The organism is Cellulomonas sp. Marseille-Q8402 (assembly GCF_965119525.1).
This window is the reverse complement of the sequence record NZ_CBCPLX010000002.1, coordinates 942,427-959,410: the sequence shown is the minus strand read 5'-3', so window position 1 is coordinate 959,410 and position 16,984 is coordinate 942,427. Positions and strand designations below refer to the sequence as shown.

The following is a 16,984-nucleotide window of genomic DNA, read 5'->3' as shown; positions in this document are numbered from 1 at the left end:
CCGAGGACGAGCGACGGAAGCAGGGCACGTGAGCACGACGCAGGGCGGGAGCCCGGCCACCCGCAAGCGGGTGCGGCTGTCCCCGGAGGAGCGCCGGGAGCAGATCATCGAGGCCGCGACGGTGCTGGTGGCGCGGCACGGGTTCTACGGGGTCTCGCTGCAGGACGTGGCGCAGGCGGTCGGCATCACGCAGGCCGGCCTGCTGCACCACGTGGGCAGCAAGGAGGGCCTGCTGCGGCTGCTCGTCGAGCAGGCCTACGACCCGCGCGGCACGCCGGCGGACTACCTCGCGAGCGGCGACCCCGGCGCGACGCACCCGGACGGGCCGTCCCTGCCGGGGTACTTCCGGTACCTCGTGGCCTTCAACGCCGCGCGGCCGCAGCTGATGAAGCTCTACATGGTGCTCGGCGCCGAGGCCGCCTCCCCCGAGCACCCGGCGCACGACTACTTCGCCGACCGCCCGGACCTCACCTGGGGGCTGTACCGGCAGACCGCGTGGCGGCTGCCGCCGGAGGTCGGGCCCTTCGACGGGCTGCGCGACCTGGTCGAGATGAGCATCGAGGCGATGGACGGGGTGCAGGTCCGGTCGTTCCGCCGCCCCGCCGTCGACCTGCGCGACGAGTGGGACCGGTTCGAGCGGATGCTCTTCCCCTCGCCCACCTGGGACGGGTACCGCTAGCCCGGACGCACGACGGCCGGCACCCCGTGCGGGGAACCGGCCGTCGGCGGACGGGGACGTCAGTGCAGCACGACGCCCTCGGCGGGCGCGGCCGCCGGGCGCCGCACCAGCAGCGACGCCGCCAGGGCGACCAGCGAGACGATCCCGCCCCACATGAACGCGCCCTGCACGCCGTCGGCCGTGGCGGTCAGCACGTCGGCGCCGTCGGCCACGCGGGACGCCGTGGTCGTGGACAGCACCGTGATGAACAGCGCGGTGCCGGCGGCACCCGCGAGCTGCTGCAGCGTGTTGACGATGGCGCTGCCGTGGCCGTAGAGCTCGCGCGGCAGCGAGCCCAGCGCCGACGTGAACAGCGGCGTGATCATGAACGCCAGGCCGACGCTCAGCAGCACGTGCACGCCGACGACCGCGACCGTCGGGGTGCCCGGGTGCAGCGTGGACAGCAGCCAGAGCGCGGCGCTCAGCGCCAGGACGCCCGGGGTGACGAGCGGCCGCGGCCCCACCCGGTCGAACAGCCGCCCGACCACCGGGGACAGCGCGCCCATCACCAGGCCGCCCGGCAGCAGCAGCAGCCCCGTCTCCAGCGTGCCGAGCTCGAGCACCTGCTGCAGGAAGATCGGCAGCACGATCAGGGCGCCGAACATGGCCATGAACCCGATGATCAGGACGAGCGCCGAGACCGTGTACGAGCGGTGCGTGAAGACGCGCAGGTCCATCAGCGGGCCGTCGGACGACTCCTGCAGACGGATCTGCCGCAGCGCGAACACCGCCAGCGCGAGCACGCCCACCACGATCGGGATCCACGGCGCGACGAGCACGTGCCCGCCGGCCGACTCGCCGATGCTGGACAGCCCGAAGATCAGCGCGCCGAACCCGACGGCCGACAGCAGCAGCGACACGGCGTCGAGGCGGGAGGGCCGCGGCTCCGTCACGTCGCGGACCTTCCAGGCGCCGAGCCCGAGGGCGATCAGCGCGACGGGCAGCATGACGATGAAGATCCACCGCCACGACAGCTGCGACAGCACCAGGCCGGAGATGGTCGGGCCGATGGCCGGGGCCACCGAGATGACGATCGAGATCGTGCCCATCGTGCGGCCGCGGATGCTCGGCGGCACGAGGGTCAGCGCGGTCGTCATGAGCAGCGGCAGCATGACGGCGGTGCCGCTCGCCTGCACCACGCGGCCCACCAGCAGCACGCCGAAGCCCGGTGCCGCGGCGGCGATCGCGGTGCCCAGCGTGAACAGGGACATCGCCGTGATGAAGATCGGGCGCAGCCGGAACCGGCCCATGATGAAGCCGGTCGCCGGGATGACCACGGCCATCGTCAGCATGAAGCCGGTCGTCAGCCACTGGCCCGTGGCCGCGGAGACGCCGAGGTCCGCCATGAGCACCGGCAGGGCGACGCCCATGACGGTCTCGTTCAGGATCACGGTGAAGCCGGCCACGAGCAGCAGGCCGATCAGGGTCTTGTCGCCGGAGGACAGCCGGTCGGCCGCAGCCGGGCCGGGCTCGACGGCGGCGCTCTGCGGCGTCCTCTCACGCAGGGCGGTGTCGTCGTTCGTGCTCATGGGTCTCCCTCGCGGGTCGGGTGGTCGCCGTGGTGCGCGCGGGGTTGGCAGCCCCCAGGGAGGCGCGCGAGAGGCAGAACCACCCCGGCCTGCGGTTTGATTCCCGCCGACCCGCGCGACGCGCCGCCGGTCGGTAAAGTGCGAGGGGGCGGCACGGGTGAAGTCGCCGGACAGCGAAGGTGGGAACCATGGTGGACCGCTCGACGCTGCTCGCGACGCTGACCTCGGCGGCCGCCTCCCTCCCGGGGGACGCGCCCCTGGTCGGGCGCCTGTGCGAGGCGGCGCGCTCGGTCTCCGACGCGGACGGCGCCTCGCTCGCGCTGACCCCGGACCACCTGAGCTTCGCCACCCGGTCGGTGCTCTGGGCCACGGACGACACGGCCGCCCGCATCGAGCAGATCCAGGACGTCGTCGGGCACGGCCCGTCCGCCGAGGTCCTCAAGTCCGACGCCCCCGTGAGCGCGTCGCTGGCGGACCCGGCGACGCGCTGGCCGGAGTTCGCCGAGATGGCCGCCCGGCAGACCACGGCGCTGTCCCTCACGGCCGTGCCCCTGCACGCGGGACCCGGGGTGCTCGGCGTCCTCACCCTGTACCGCTCCCGGCCCGGCACCCTGGCCCGGAGCCTGGACGACCTCGCGTTCGTCGCCGACGTCATCGCCGTCGCGGTGCTCGACGACACGCAGCCCGGCACGTCGCCCGCCGCCGCGTCCTGGGACGAGCGGTCCCTCACCCACCAGGCGGTCGGCATGGTGATGGCCCAGCTGGCCGTCACCGCCGACGACGCGCTCGCGCTGCTGCGTGCCCACGCGTTCGCCCTGGACCTCACGCTGCCCGCCGTGGCGCGCCAGGTCCTCGACCGCGACCTGCGCTTCCGGCCGGAGGAGGAACCGTGAGCAGCCGCCTCCCCCGCCGCCCCGACACCGTCACCACCCGCACAGCCAGGAGGGCATCATGAGCCGCTCGACTCCCATGTCGGCGCTGGCGACGACGCTGTCCGCCCTCGCCGCCGAGCAGGACGCCCTGAGCGTCCTCACCACGCTGGTCGGCGCGTGTGCGAGCGCCCTCACCGCCGACGTCGGCATCGTCGTCTCCGAGGACCTGCACGCCACCGAGCCCGAGCGGTTCGACCTGCTCGCCGCGTCCTCGCACACCGCCGGCTCGCTCGAGCTCTACCAGCTCCAGGTCGGCAGCGGGCCGTGCCTCGACTCCGTCGCGATGGACGCGGACGTCTCGGTCGTCGGCGACGCCGCGATGGGCGCCCGGTGGCCGCGGCTGCAGCCCGCGCTGCTGCGGTCGGGCTACCACGCGGCGCACGCGCTGCCGATGCGGTGGCGCGGGCGGCCGTTCGGCGCCCTCAACCTGTTCCTCAGCACGCCGCACCCCCTCACGGGCGAGGAGCGCACCACGGCGCGCGGCTTCGCGGACATCGCCGCGGTCACGATCGTGCACGCCGACGACAGCCCCGACCTCGACGCCATCGCGCGGGCCATCAGCGCCACCGCTTCCCACCGGGCCCTGGTCGAGCAGGCCAAGGGCGCGGTGCGCTACCTGATGGACCTCGACGAGGGCGAGGCGTTCGCGCTCCTGCAGCGCCGCGCGCACCTCACCGCCACGCCCATCACGGCCGTCGCGGGCGAGGTCGTGACGGCGGCGGCCGCCGGCGAGCGTCTCGACTGGCTCCGGCGCTGGTGACGGCCGGGCGTCAGGAGCGGCGGTCGCCCCCGCCCGGCGGGGCCACGGCCGCGACCACCCAGTCGCCCACCTCGGCCGTGCTGGCGCCGGTGCGTCCGGCCAGCGCCCGCAGGAACGTCTCCGCCGCCGCCGCGCCGAGGCCCCGGGCCTCCATGAGGACGCCCACGGCGTGTGCGGTCCGCACCCGGTCGTCGTCCTCCGGGCGCAGGCTCCCGCCCTCCAGCTCGGCCAGGACCAGCCGGTCCCGGACGTCGACGGCCACGGCCTCGGCGAGCACCTCGGCGGTCGTCAGGTCGTCCGGGCCCCAGTCCCGCAGGCCGGCCGCGTAGCAGTTGACCGCGATGGCGCTGCGCAGGCCGACCGGCGCCGGCGCCGCGACGAACGAGGCGAACCGCTCCTGGCGCGCCCGCTCCCGCCACGACGGCCAAAGCCCCGCGTCGGCCAGCAGGTCCGGCAGCACGACGGTGTGCAGCTCCCGCATCGCGACGACGCACGGGCCGTCCTGGGAGTCCTCCTCCTCGTCGTCGCACCGGGCCGCGCGCGCGCTGCTGCTGGCAGCACGGACCGTCGCACCGAAGTGCCGGAAGGTGATGCTCACGTGCGCGCCGTCGCCCATGCCGGCGGCCGCGGAGTCGGCATGACGCTGCAGGTAGGTCATGCTCGTGCCCCCAGAGGGCTGGCCGGACGGCGCGAGGCCGCTGGCTCCCACCGTCTCACGGCGGGTCGCGGGGGACGGTGCGCCGGACCCGGAGGTCCCGCACGATGCGAGCGGACGACGGGATTCGAACCCGCGACCCTCACCTTGGCAAGGTGATGCTCTACCACTGAGCCACGTCCGCACGGCCCGGACGACCGGGCCTGCACCCGCGGCCGTGGCCGGGATGCGGGTGTCGAGTCTACCGTCGCGAGGCGCGGCGACGAAATCGCCGCACCGCGCACGCCGTGCCCCCGGCGGGATTCGAACCCGCACTGCGCCGGGTTTAAGCCGGCTGCCTCTGCCGGTTGGGCTACGGGGGCCGGCGCCCATCCTGCCACCGGCGCAGGGCCTTCCCCGCCGCGCCCGCCGCGCGCTCCCCGCCCTCCCTGCCCGCCGCGCCCGCCCCGGCGTGACGACGACGCCCCGCCCACCTGAGACAGGTGGACGGGGCGTCGTCGTGGAGCGGGTGGGATCAGGCCTTCGCCTTCGCCGACGCGCTGTCGGCCGCGGAGGTGTCGGGCGCCGTGCTCGCGCCGGACGGCTTCGCCTCGGAGCTCGGGACCGGGGAGTGGTCCTCGGCGGCGGCCGGGGCCGCGGCGGCCTCGGGCTTCGGCTTCGGCGGCACGGACGCGGCGCGGAACTCCGCACGCGGGTCGTGGATCGAGCCGAGCGCGACCGTCTCGCGGCGCCACAGCAGGCTCGAGGTCCAGCCCGCCATGATGGCGACCTTGCGGTTCAGCGTCGGCATCGCCATGACGTGGTACGAGCGGTGCAGGACCCACGCGAACACGCCGCGGACCTTGATCTTGCCGAGGAACTGCGCGACGCCCTTGTACATGCCGAGCGACGCGACGGCGCCGATGTTCTTGTGCTTGTAGTCCGTCGGCTCGGCGCTGCGCAGGACCCGGGCCAGGTTGTCGGCCAGGTGCGCGCCCTCGCGGATCGCGTGCTGGGCGTTCGGCGGGCAGAACGAGCCCGGGTTGTACAGGTCCGGCACGGCGGCGCAGTCACCCGCGGCGTACGCGTCCGGGACCACGTTGCCGTCGGCGTCGGCGATCTGCAGGGTCGCGAGCGTGATGACGCGGCCCATCTTGTCCAGCGGCAGGTCCGAGTTCTGCAGGACCGGGTTCGCCTTGACGCCCGCGGTCCAGACGATGGTCTCGGAGTCGAACTCGGTCTTGTCCGAGAGCACGACGTGGCCGTCGACGCACGAGTTCAGGAAGGTGGACAGGTACACCTCGATGCCGCGCTTGCGCAGCTGCTCCAGGGTGTAGCCGCCGAGCTCCTCGGAGACCTCGGGGAGGATGCGGCGCGAGCCCTCGACCAGCACGAAGCGCAGGTCGGCGGCGGACAGCGACGGGTACTGCTTGACCGCGTCGCGCGCCATGTCCTCGACCTCGGCGATCGCCTCGACGCCGGCGAACCCGCCGCCGACGAACGTGAACGTCAGCATGCGCCGGCGCAGCTCCGGGTCCCAGGTGGACGACGCGCGGTCGATCCGGCCGAGGACGTGGTTGCGGACCGCGATGGCCTCCTCGACGTTCTTGAAGCCGATGGCCTGCTCCGCGAGGCCCGGGATGGGCAGCGTGCGGGCGACCGAGCCGAGGCCGACGATGAGGTGGTCGTACGTGATCCAGTACGGCTCGCCCTCCTCGGGTGTGATCTGGACCTTGCGCTCGGCGTGCCGGATCTCGGAGACCTTGCCCTGCAGCGAGTCGATGCCCTTGAGCGCGCGGTGGTGCGGCGCGACGACGTAGCGGGCGTCGATGGAGCCGGCGGCGGCCTCGGGGAGGAACGGCGCGTAGGTCATGTAGGGCCGCGGGTCGACGACCACGATGGCCGCCTCGCGGTTGCCCAGGCGACGGCGCAGCCGGCGGGCCGAGTACAGCCCCACGGACCCGCCGCCGAGGATGACGATGCGCGGGACCTTCCGGGCCTTGGCCTCGGTGTTCGGCGCGTGGGTCGTGACGGTGGACTCAGACATGGTTCCGATTTTACGTCCCACGAATTAGTGGTGGCGACCCGAGGGCACGTGATTCTGGGCACAAAGTCCCGGGTTCGGGCTCACGGCGAGGGCGTCGGCTCCGCCGCGGGCGTCCGGGCGGCGTCGGAGCCAGGACCATCGTCCGCGACGTCGACCAGTGCCGGCGCCTTCGCGAACGGTCGCGGCGGGGTCCGCGGGTCCTCCCCCGGCTCCGGGTCGGAGCCGTCCCCGGCGAACGCGAACGTCGACGACGGGGCACCCGCCAGCGGGTAGACGTTCCACCGCTCGCGACCGTCCTCGTCGTGCGACGGCACGAACGTCCACGGCTCGTCGACCCCCGGCAGCGACCAGGACCCGAGGCCCTCGTCGGCGGTCGCCCGCACCGGGCGGCCGCGGTCGTCGTAGACCTGCACGTCCTGCAGCGGGTCGCCGTCGGCGTCGTAGACGAACAGGTTGCTCACCTGCATGCCGTCGACCCACACGCCGTCGTCGGGCTGGATCGTCGCGCCGGGCACCTCCACGTACCGGACGTCGCTCACGGCCGCGCCGTAGTACCGCGCCTCCGAGGTGAACACGGCCACCGGGAGCGCCAGCAGCACGGCCCCGACGGTCAGCGCGCGGGACAGCCGCGGCAGCTGCGCGGCGCCCCACCGGCCGCGGCCCCACTGCACCGACAGGACGACGAGCACGAGCAGCACCGCCCAGTGCAGGGCGCGGCCGGGTACCCCGTCGCGCTCCGGGCGGAGCCGCCACAGCCAGCTGGTCTCGCTGACCAGCCACATCAGCGCCTGGTAGGCGATCCACCCTCGCAGCACCCACCAGATCGCGCGCAGGTCCGTCGCCGCGCGGGCGATCGGTGCTGCCCACGGCTGCCGCCGCACCACCGCCGAGGTCCGGCGCGCGGCCGCGGCCACCGCACCCCCGGCGCGACCGACCCGGTCGGGCCACGGCCGGGCGTGCGCCGCACCCTCGTCCGGCAGGCCCGCGGCGGCGCGGAGCTCCTGCGCGTACGCGTGCGGGTCGCCGAACCGGACCGTCAGGTCCACCGCCGCACCCTCCGCGGCCGCGACCGCCGGGCCGTCCGTCAGCGCGTCGGCCAGGTCGGCCTCCAGCCCGTCGGTCAGGTCGTCGACCTGGTCCGGCGGCAGGTCGCCCAGGTGCCGGCGGACGTCGGCGGCGTACCGCTCGACGGCCACGCGCACCGCTCCGTCCTGCGCGGGTGCGGTCCCGTTCACGCTGCCTCCCCCTCGAGCAGGCGCGTCATCGTCCCGGCGAAGTCGCGCCAGTCCTTGCGCTGGGCGGCGAGCATGGCCCGGCCCTGCGCGTTGATCCCGTAGTACTTGCGGTGGGGGCCCTCGTCGCTCGGCACCACGTAGGACGTCAGCGCGCCCTGGGAGTACAGCCGGCGCAGCGTCCCGTACACCGACGCGTCACCGACCTCGGTCAGCCCCGCGGCGCGCAGCCGCCGGACCACGTCGTAGCCGTACCCGTCCTCGTCCGCGACGACCGCGAGCACCGCGACGTCGAGGACTCCCTTGAGCAGCTGGGTCGTGTCCACCCGGGGCCTCCTGGCCGATGACCGCACGTGGCGGTGCGTCTCGCGGCCGCGGCCGGCCCCCTGTCGGCCGCGGCCCCGCTGTCTGGCGCGGGAGCCGACCCTCCTCGGCTCCCGCAGGACACACGGTAGTACAGATTGCGCAGTACCGGGCGGAACTCGCTACCGATCCTGTGGCGTGTCGGCCCCGGCGGCCGCGGCGTCCGGCCGGGAGCGCGCGAGGTCGTCATCCCCGCACGAGGTCGTCACTCCCGCGGGACGACCTCGTGCACGAGTGACGACCTCGCTGCCCCGGCGCCGTCGCGGCGCGGGGGGCTGGGCCGCGCCGCGGCCGGGTCGCGGTCAGGCGGGGGTGCGGCGCTCGGCGATGCTCCAGGCGATGCCGTCGAGGATGTCGTGCTCGGAGGTCACCACCTGGGTGAGGCTGCCGCCGGCGGCCTCGACCTCGGCCTGCACGCGGCGGACGACCGCGCGCCACACGAGGGCGCCGGCGCCGATCACGTCGACGCGGCCCGGGTGCATGAAGCCGAGCGCGCTGCGGTCGTCGTGGTCGCGGGCCAGCAGGTCGTCGCACGCGGCGAGGACCGTGCCGACGTCCAGCACGGCGCCGTCGATGGCGTCCCGGTCGTAGGCGGGCAGCGCCAGGGCGTGCGCGGTGATCGTCGTGACGGAGCCGGCCAGCCCGACCAGCGTGGCCGTGCGCCCGAGCGGGACGTGCTGCGCGGCGACGTCGAGCGCGGCGGCGACGTCGGCCTCGGCGGCGGCGACCTGGTCGGCGGTCGGCGGGTCGGACAGCAGGTGCCGCTCGGTGATCCGGACGCAGCCGACGTCCATCGAGTACGCCGCCTCGGGGGTGCGCTCGCCGAGGACCACCTCGGTCGAGCCACCGCCCAGGTCGACGACGAGGTACGGGCCGGGGTGCGCCGTGCCGAGGACGCCGGTCGCGCCGCGGAACGACAGCGCGGCCTCCTCGACCCCGCCGATCACCTCGGGCTCGACGCCCAGCGCCTCGCGGACGCCGGCGACGAACTCGTCGCGGTTCTCCGCGTCCCGGGAGGCGCTCGTGGCGACGAACCGGACGGCCTCGACGCCCAGGTCCGCGCAGACCTGCGCGTACCGGCGGGTGGCGTCCAGCGTGCGGGCCAGCGCCTCGGGGGCGATCCGGCCGGTGCGGTCGACGCCCTGGCCGAGCCGCACGACCTCCATCCGCCGGTCGAGGTCGGTCAGGGTCCCCGCGGCCTCGTCGACGTCGGCCACCAGGAGCCGGATCGAGTTGGTCCCGCAGTCGATGGCAGCCACACGCGTCACGCGCACCATCTTCCCATCCCGCGCCGACGGCGCGCGCCGCGTCAGCAGGTGCAGCGGTCCGGGCGCCAGGCGTCGCGCAGCCGGAGCAGCACGTCGTCGCCGACCGGGTTCACGCCCGGGCCGGCTGCCAGCGCGTGCCCGACGACGACGTGCAGGCACTTCACGCGGGTCGGCATGCCGCCGGCGGAGATCCCGGCGATCTCGGGGACGTCGCCCAGCTCGGCGCGGTCGGCGAGGTAGGCCTCGTGCGCGCGCTGGTAGGCGGCCGCGAGGTCCGGCTCCGCCTGGACGCGGGCGGTGAGCTCCTTCATCAGCCCCGTTGCCTCCAGCGTGCTGACCGCGCCCACCGCCTGCGGCGAGGTGAGGTAGTACGTCGTCGGGAACGGCGTGCCGTCGTCGAGCCGAGGCGCGGTGCGGACCACCAGCGGGCGACCGCACGCGCACCGGGCCGCGATGCCGACGACGCCGCGCGCCGGTCGCCCGAGCTGCTCGTGGAGCACCGCCAGGTCGGCCTCGGTGACCTCGGGGGCGTCGTGGCGCGCGCGGGGCACGACGGCGTCGACGTCGCCGGGCAGCGGGCTGGCGGGCAGGTCGGTCACGGTGGTCCCTCGGGGGTTCGGCTCGGGCGGCGGGGCGACGTCAGGGCGCCGTCGACGGCTCCGGCCCGGGCTCGGTGCCCGCGGGCCCGGACCCGTCGGTGCCGTCGTCCGGCACGACCCCATTGTCCCCTGCCGCGCCCGTGCCGGTGGACGTGCCCTCGCTCCCCGTGCCCGCGACGCCGGCCACCTGCACCGAGTCCCAGATCTGCGCGTACCAGGGTCGGGTGGGGTCGTCGGGCTCGACCGGGGTGGGCGTGGTGGCGGCGTCGTCGGCCGGCTGCTCCGGGACGACCTCCGGGTCCGCGACCCGCAGGGCCCGCTCCCCCGGCATGACGAACGCCAGCCGCTCGCGCGCCTGGGCCTCGACGTACGCCGGGTCGGACCACCGGTCGAGCTCGGCCTGCAGGTCCTCGTTGTCCTGCTCGGCACGCGCGACCTCGGCCCGGAGCTGCTCGAGCTGCACCTGCTGGTCCAGGTACTGCCGCAGCGTCGGGAACACCAGCACGAACGCGATCGACAGCACGACGAACATGACCAGCGCGCGCACGGTGAACAGGCGCGGCAGCCGCTGCTGCACGGTCTCCGCGCGCCCCGGACGACGGTCGCCGGACGACCGGGAGCCGCCCGGGCGGGAGCTGCTGGGCCGGGTGGCCGAGGGTCGCGGGGCCGCGGCCGGCCCGGACCGCGCGCGGGAACCGGCGGGGCGCGGCGTCGCGGGACGCGGGACCGACTGCTGCGGGGCACCCGTGCGCGGGGTCGCGGGGACGCCGGTGCGCGGAGTGGCGGGGGCGCCGACGGTCCCCGGCGACGGCGACGGCGAGCGCGGGACGGCCGACGTCCGCGGGGCCGGCGTGCGCGGGGCCGGCGTGCGGGCCCGGTCGTCGTCGGGCGCACCGGACCGGGGCGCGGCGGGGCGACGAGGGGCGGGCATGGCCCCGATTGTGCCCCGCCGCGGCCGCCCGGACCGGCAGGTGCCCCGGCCGTGTCAGCCGATCGCACACGATCCGCACACGGTGCCGGACGCGCCGGAGGCCGGCGACCCGCAGGGGGTCACCGGCCTCCGGTGGAGCGGTCCTCGCGACGAGGAGCCGGTGCTCAGGCCTTCCAGCGCGGGAACGCCGAGGCGCCGGCGTAGCGACCGGCGTCGTCCAGCTCCTCCTCGATCCGGAGCAGCTGGTTGTACTTGTTGATGCGCTCGCCACGGGCCGGCGCACCGGTCTTGATCTGGCCGGCGTTGGTCGCGACGGACAGGTCGGCGATGGTGACGTCCTCGGTCTCGCCGGAGCGGTGCGAGGTCATCGTGGTGAAGCCGTTGCGCTGCGCCAGGGTGACGGCGTCGAGCGTCTCGGTCAGGGTGCCGATCTGGTTCAGCTTGACCAGCAGGGAGTTCGCGGCCTTGAGCTCGATGCCCTTGGCCAGGCGCTCCGGGTTGGTGACGAACAGGTCGTCGCCGACGATCTGGACCTTGTCGCCGACCTTGACCATGAGCTCGGACCAGGTGCCCCACTCGTCCTCGGACAGCGGGTCCTCGATGGAGACCAGCGGGTAGTCCGCGACGAGCTGCTCGTAGAACGCGATCATCTCGGCCGGTGCGAGGGCCTTGCCCTCGAACTGGTAGGCGCCGTCCTTGAAGAACTCGGTGGCGGCGACGTCGAGCGCGAGACCCACGTCCTTGCCCGGGACGAAGCCGGCCTTCTCGATCGCGACGAGGATCAGGTCCAGCGCGGCGCGGTTCGACTCGAGGTTCGGCGCGAAGCCGCCCTCGTCGCCGAGACCGGTCGACAGGCCCTTGCTCTTCAGCACGGACTTGAGGGAGTGGTAGACCTCGGCGCCGGTGCGCAGCGCCTCGCGGAAGGTCGGGGCGCCGATCGGGGCGACCATGAACTCCTGGATGTCCACGTTGGAGTCCGCGTGCGAGCCACCGTTGAGGATGTTCATCATCGGGACCGGCAGGACGTGGGCGTTCGGGCCGCCCACGTAGCGGAACAGCGGCAGGTCGGCCGAGTCGGCCGCGGCCTTCGCGACGGCGAGCGAGACGCCGAGGATCGCGTTGGCGCCGAGCTTGCCCTTGTTCGGGGTGCCGTCGAGCTCGATGAGGGCCTGGTCGACCAGGCGCTGCTCGGTGGCCTCGAAGCCGATGAGCTCGGGGGCGATCTCGTCGATGACGGCGTTGACCGCGTCCTCGACGCCCTTGCCCAGGTAACGGCCCTTGTCGCCGTCACGACGCTCGACGGCCTCGAAGGCGCCGGTGGAGGCACCCGAGGGCACGCCCGCCCGGGCGATCGTGCCGTCGTCGAGAGCGACCTCGACCTCGACAGTGGGGTTGCCGCGCGAATCAAGGATCTCGCGGGCGCCGACGGCCTCGATGCTGGCCATGCGTGCTCCTTCGACAGTTCGGGTGGGTATGCGACCTCAGCCTAGTGCCGTCGGCCGCGTGGGTCGGTGGGACCTTCGGCGACCGGACGGTGAACAGGGTTCAGAGCGCGGCGACGATGCGCTCGACCTGGTCCTTCGCGTCGCCGAACAGCATCGCGGTGTTCTCGCGGAAGAACAGCGGGTTCTGCACACCGGCGTACCCGGTGGCCATGGACCGCTTGAAGACGACGACCTGCTTCGCCCGCCACACCTCGAGGACGGGCATGCCGGCGATCGGCGAGCCCGGGTCGTCCAGCGCGGCGGGGTTGACGGTGTCGTTGGCGCCGATGACCAGGACGACGTCGGTGCCGGGCAGGTCGTCGTTGATCTCGTCCATCTCCAGGACGATGTCGTACGGCACCTTGGCCTCGGCGAGGAGCACGTTCATGTGCCCCGGCAGCCGCCCGGCGACGGGGTGCACGCCGAACCGCACGTCGACCCCGGCGGCCCGCAGCCGGGACACGAGCTCCGCGACCGGGTACTGCGCCTTGGCGACCGCCATGCCGTAGCCCGGCGTGATGACGACGGAGCCGGCCGTCTTGAGCAGCTCGGCGACCTCGGCGGCGTCCACCTCGCGGTGCTCCCCCGTCACCGCGGCGGCGGCCACCGTCCCGCCCTCGGTGCCGAAGCCGCCGAGGATCACGCTGACGAACGACCGGTTCATCGCCCGGCACATCAGGTACGACAGGATCGCACCGGAGGACCCGACGAGGGCGCCGGTGACGATCAGCAGGTCGTTGCCGAGCATGAAGCCGGCGGCTGCGGCGGCCCAGCCGGAGTACGAGTTGAGCATCGACACGACGACCGGCATGTCGCCGCCGCCGATGGCCGCGACCAGGTGCCACCCGAGGGCCAGCGCGACGACGGTCATCAGCACCAGCGGGACCACCGACGGCGCGGCGAGGAACCAGCCCATCAGCCCCCCCGACAGCACGAGCGCACCCAGGTTCAGCCAGTTGCGGCCGGGGAGCGTCAGCGGCGCCGAGCGGATCCGCGCCGACAGCTTGAGGTAGGCGACGACGGACCCGGTGGCCGTCACCGCGCCGATCAGCACGCCCAGGAACACCTCCACCTGGTGCACCGCGTCGGCGCCCGTGTCGGTGAGGTACGAGTTGAAGCCGACCAGCACCGCGGCGACGCCGACGAAGCTGTGCAGCATCGCGATCATCTCGGGCATCTGCGTCATCTCGACGCTGCGGGCCCGCCAGGTGCCGACGGTGATGCCGACGACCAGGACGAGGGCGATGAGCAGCAGCGTGACCAGCGGGTCGCGCTCGCTCTCCTGCAGGGAGAGCACGACGGTCGCGACCAGCGCGAGGCCCATGCCGGCCATGCCCAGCGCGCTGCCGCGGCGGGCGGTCTCCTGCCGGGACAGCCCGGCGAGGCTCAGGACGAACAGGACGGCCGCGACGAGGTACACGGCCTGCACGAGGGAGGTGAGCATCTCAGGCCTCCTCCTTCCGGAACATCCCGATCATGCGGAACGCGACGAGGAACCCACCGAAGATGTTGATGCTCGCCAGGGCGGCGGCGACGACGGCGAGCACGGTCACGGGCCAGCTGTCGCTGCCGATCTGCAGCAGGGCGCCGACCAGGATGATCCCGGAGATGGCGTTGGTCTGGGCCATCAGCGGCGTGTGGAGCGCGTGGCTGACGTTCGAGATCACGTAGTACCCGACGAACACGGCGAGCACGAACACCGTGATGTGCCCGAGGAACGCGGGCGGCGAGAACGTGATCGCCAGCGCGAGCAGCACGGCGCCGAGCGCGAGCCCGACGAGCTGGCGCCGGCCCTTCAGCCGCGCGGCCTCCCGGGCGGCGCGCGCGCGGGCGGCCGGGTCGACCTCGGGCACGGGCGCGACCTCGGCGACCGGCGCCGCCGAGGACACCGCGACGGGCGGCGGCGGCCACAGCACCTCCCCCGTCCGCGTCACGGTCATGCCGCGCTGCACCGGGTCGTCCAGGTCCAGGACCAGCGCCCCGTCCTTGCCCGGCGTGAGCAGCTTCATCAGGTTGACGACGTTCGTGCCGAACAGCTGCGACGTGTGCCGGGCCATCCGGCTGGTCAGGTCGGTGTAACCGAGGATCGTGACGCCGTTCGCGGTCACGACCTTCTCCCCCGGGACGGTGAGCTCGCAGTTGCCGCCGCCGGACGCGGCCAGGTCGACGACCACGCTGCCGGGGCGCATCCCGGCGACCATCTCGGCGCTGATCGTGCGCGGCGCGCGGCCCCGGACCAGGGCGGTCGTGACGACGATGTCGGCCTGGGCGGTCTCGGCGGCGTACATCTCGGCCGTGAGCCGCTCCTGCTCGGCGGTGAGCTCCCGGGCGTAGCCGTCGGCGCTCACCTCCTGCTGGGCCGCGCGCGCCTGCACGAACGTCGCGCCCATCGACTCGATCTGCTCGCCGACCTCGGGCCGGACGTCGTAGGCGCGGACCTGGGCGCCGAGGCTGCCGGCCGCGCCGATGGCCGCGAGGCCCGCGACGCCGGCGCCGATGACGAACACGCTCGCCGGCGGGGTCTTGCCCGCCGCGGTCACCTGGCCGGTGAACATGCCGCCGAACTCCTCGGCGGCCTCGATGACCGCGCGGTAGCCGGCGACGTTCGACATCGTGCTGAGCACGTCGAGCGCCTGGGCCCGGGAGATGCGCGGCACGGCGTCCAGCGCCAGCGCCGTGACCCCGCGCTCCGCGAGGGCGGCGACCCGCTCCGGCGCCGCGGCGGGCGCCAGCATCGCGACCACCGTGGCCCCGGGCGTGAGCGCGGCCACGTCGGCGTCGGCGGGCGGGTTCACCACGGTGACGACGTCGCTCGCCCAGACCTCGGCGGCCTCGCCGAGCGCGGCACCCGCCTCGGCGTAGGCCGCGTCGGGGAAGCTCGCCGCCGTCCCGGCACCGCGCTCGACCACGACCTCGTAGCCCAGCTTCGCGAGCTGGGCGACGGTCGTGGGCGTCGCGGCGACGAGGCGCTCGCCGGGCCGGCTCTCCTTCGGGACGCCGATCCGCATCGACCCCTCCTCCTGTGCGCGGGGACGCGCGGGGGCGCGTCGAGCCGCGGGCAGACCGCGGCCGTGACCATCGTGCCCGCATCCGCCCCGAGACGTGCCGGACTTTCGACCCGGCAGCCGGACGGTCGCGCGTGAGGTCGTCTCGCGCGCACGAGGTCGTCCCGCAGGAAGGACGACCTCGTGCAGGAGTGACGACCTCGCCCGACCGGTGGCTGCCCGGCGGTCAGGGCGTCGCGTCGGGGGTGCGCTCCGCGGCGCGCAGCCGGGTCTCCCACGCGGCGGTGGCGCGGCGCAGCTCGCCCTCGGCGTCGAGGCCGGCCGTCTGGGCCTCGAGCACCAGGGCGAGCAGCCGGGCGCCGAGGTCCGCGCCCTCCGGAGCGGGGACGGCGTCCCGCAGGCCCGAGCGGGCGGCGCGGGCGGCGATCTTCTGCGTCCGGGCGAGCGCCCCGAGCGCGAGCGGCACCCCGTCCAGCACGGAGTCGCGCTGCTTCTCCTCGCTCTTGATCCGGTCCCACTGCCGGTTGACGGCGTCGGCGTCGGTGACCCCGGCCGCGTCCGCGAACACGTGCGGGTGCCGGCGGACCAGCTTGGCGACGAGGCCGTCGGCGACGTCGTCCACGTCGAACGGCTCCGCCGGGTCCTCCTGGGCGACGCGCGCGTGGAAGACCACCTGCAGCAGCAGGTCGCCGAGCTCCTCGCGCAGGTGGTCCCGGTCCCCGCTCTCGACCGCCTCGGCGACCTCGTACGCCTCCTCCAGCACGTACGGCACCAGGCTCGCGTGCGTCTGCTCGGCGTCCCACGGGCAGCCGCCGGGCGACCGCAGCCGGTCCATCACGGCGACCAGGCGGCGCAGCGGGTCCGCGACCGCGAGCGGGTCCGGCGGCGCGTCGGTCACGGCGCGGGGGCCGGGGCGGTCTCCGGGGCGGCGACGAGCCACGGGTAGGTCGTCTCCCCGACCGTGCCGTTCTCCCCCGCCGTGCCGAACCGCGGGTTGACGGTGACGTCGAGGTCCGCGAGGTCCTCCTGGAGGTCCGCGACGACCTGCTGCGCGTCGCCCGCCTGCTGCAGCGCGTCGATCTGCAGCACGTACCGCATGACGGCGACGGACGGCTCGGAGAACTCCTGGCCGGCCGCACCGCCGCTCGCCTCGGCCTGCTGGTCGAGGGCGTCGCGCGCCTGCTGGTCGGAGACGCCGACGCCGGCCTCGGGCGCGTGCGCGGCGATGGTCGGCTCCTGGACCAGCACGCCGAGGACGGTCGCCTGGGTGACGCCCTGCAGCACGTCGGCGAGCTCGCTCGTGGCGGTCTCGACGTCGGACGTCGGGATGGTCCGCCCGTCGACCACCGCCGCCGCGCCGGGCCGGCCACCGCTGCACGCAGCGAGCGCGCTCACCACCACCAGTGCCCCGACGACGGGAACCACCCGCCGGATCGACTTCCGCGTCACCCTGCGTCACCTGGCCTTCTGCTCGTCGCACTC

General features: G+C 74.7%; 16 protein-coding genes and 2 tRNA genes. 3 read left to right on the top strand and 15 right to left on the bottom strand.

Annotation, left to right across the window (positions count from 1 at the left end):
• Window positions 1–28 precede the first annotated feature (28 nt).
• Window positions 29–679 (top strand): TetR/AcrR family transcriptional regulator, encoded by a 651-nt coding sequence (locus ACWPWW_RS15345; RefSeq protein WP_454051207.1) that lies wholly within the window; start codon window positions 29–31, stop codon window positions 677–679.
• A gap of 59 nt (window positions 680–738) precedes the next feature.
• On the opposite strand, the gene ACWPWW_RS15340 is transcribed toward ACWPWW_RS15345, so the two are convergent.
• Complete coding sequence (locus ACWPWW_RS15340) at window positions 739–2,247, bottom strand: MDR family MFS transporter (RefSeq protein ID WP_454051206.1); 1,509 nt, start codon at window positions 2,245–2,247, stop codon at window positions 739–741.
• Between the two features lie 188 nt (window positions 2,248–2,435).
• On the opposite strand from ACWPWW_RS15340, the gene ACWPWW_RS15335 reads away from it, so the two are divergent.
• Window positions 2,436–3,140 carry a GAF and ANTAR domain-containing protein gene (locus ACWPWW_RS15335; RefSeq protein ID WP_454051205.1) on the top strand — a complete coding sequence of 235 codons (705 nt, stop codon included), beginning with the start codon at window positions 2,436–2,438 and terminating at the stop codon, window positions 3,138–3,140.
• Window positions 3,141–3,198: 58 nt separating this feature from the next.
• A complete protein-coding gene (locus ACWPWW_RS15330) occupies window positions 3,199–3,939 on the top strand; it encodes an ANTAR domain-containing protein (RefSeq protein WP_454051204.1) in 741 nt (246 codons plus the stop codon).
• A 10-nt stretch (window positions 3,940–3,949) separates the two neighbouring features.
• Here the strand turns inward: ACWPWW_RS15330 and ACWPWW_RS15325 are convergent, their stop codons facing one another.
• The 14 genes from ACWPWW_RS15325 to ACWPWW_RS15260 form a co-directional block, all read right to left on the bottom strand.
• A complete protein-coding gene (locus tag ACWPWW_RS15325; RefSeq protein ID WP_454051203.1) occupies window positions 3,950–4,597 on the bottom strand; it encodes an ANTAR domain-containing protein in 648 nt (215 codons plus the stop codon).
• A 109-nt stretch (window positions 4,598–4,706) separates the two neighbouring features.
• Window positions 4,707–4,778, bottom strand: a tRNA-Gly gene (locus ACWPWW_RS15320).
• A gap of 104 nt (window positions 4,779–4,882) precedes the next feature.
• A tRNA-Leu gene (locus ACWPWW_RS15315) sits at window positions 4,883–4,956 on the bottom strand.
• Between the two features lie 152 nt (window positions 4,957–5,108).
• Window positions 5,109–6,620, bottom strand: coding sequence for an NAD(P)/FAD-dependent oxidoreductase (locus tag ACWPWW_RS15310; protein WP_454051202.1), 1,512 nt, complete (start codon window positions 6,618–6,620; stop codon window positions 5,109–5,111).
• An 80-nt stretch (window positions 6,621–6,700) separates the two neighbouring features.
• Entirely contained in the window at window positions 6,701–7,855 is a 1,155-nt protein-coding gene (locus ACWPWW_RS15305; RefSeq protein ID WP_454051201.1) for an HAAS signaling domain-containing protein, read from the bottom strand.
• Window positions 7,852–8,178: a PadR family transcriptional regulator gene (locus ACWPWW_RS15300; protein WP_454051200.1), complete on the bottom strand. Its 327-nt coding sequence runs from the start codon at window positions 8,176–8,178 to the stop codon at window positions 7,852–7,854. The genes ACWPWW_RS15305 and ACWPWW_RS15300 overlap by 4 nt, the downstream gene beginning before the upstream one ends.
• 339 nt (window positions 8,179–8,517) lie before the next feature.
• Window positions 8,518–9,483, bottom strand: a complete 966-nt coding sequence (locus ACWPWW_RS15295; protein WP_454051199.1) for a Ppx/GppA phosphatase family protein — start codon at window positions 9,481–9,483, stop codon at window positions 8,518–8,520.
• 41 nt (window positions 9,484–9,524) lie between these two features.
• A complete protein-coding gene (locus tag ACWPWW_RS15290; RefSeq protein WP_454051839.1) occupies window positions 9,525–10,058 on the bottom strand; it encodes a DUF501 domain-containing protein in 534 nt (177 codons plus the stop codon).
• A gap of 64 nt (window positions 10,059–10,122) precedes the next feature.
• On the bottom strand, window positions 10,123–11,013 hold the full coding sequence (locus ACWPWW_RS15285) for a septum formation initiator family protein (protein ID WP_454051198.1): 891 nt from the start codon (window positions 11,011–11,013) through the stop codon (window positions 10,123–10,125).
• A gap of 164 nt (window positions 11,014–11,177) precedes the next feature.
• Window positions 11,178–12,458 (bottom strand): phosphopyruvate hydratase, encoded by a 1,281-nt coding sequence (eno, locus tag ACWPWW_RS15280; RefSeq protein WP_454051197.1) that lies wholly within the window; start codon window positions 12,456–12,458, stop codon window positions 11,178–11,180.
• Between the two features lie 100 nt (window positions 12,459–12,558).
• A complete protein-coding gene (gene pntB, locus ACWPWW_RS15275) occupies window positions 12,559–13,941 on the bottom strand; it encodes a Re/Si-specific NAD(P)(+) transhydrogenase subunit beta (RefSeq protein ID WP_454051196.1) in 1,383 nt (460 codons plus the stop codon).
• Between the two features lies 1 nt (window position 13,942).
• A complete protein-coding gene (locus ACWPWW_RS15270; protein ID WP_454051195.1) occupies window positions 13,943–15,505 on the bottom strand; it encodes a Re/Si-specific NAD(P)(+) transhydrogenase subunit alpha in 1,563 nt (520 codons plus the stop codon).
• Between the two features lie 223 nt (window positions 15,506–15,728).
• Complete coding sequence (gene mazG / locus ACWPWW_RS15265; protein WP_454051194.1) at window positions 15,729–16,442, bottom strand: nucleoside triphosphate pyrophosphohydrolase; 714 nt, start codon at window positions 16,440–16,442, stop codon at window positions 15,729–15,731.
• Window positions 16,397–16,951: a hypothetical protein gene (locus ACWPWW_RS15260; protein WP_454051193.1), complete on the bottom strand. Its 555-nt coding sequence runs from the start codon at window positions 16,949–16,951 to the stop codon at window positions 16,397–16,399. The genes mazG and ACWPWW_RS15260 overlap by 46 nt, the downstream gene beginning before the upstream one ends.
• Window positions 16,952–16,984: the final 33 nt, after the last annotated feature.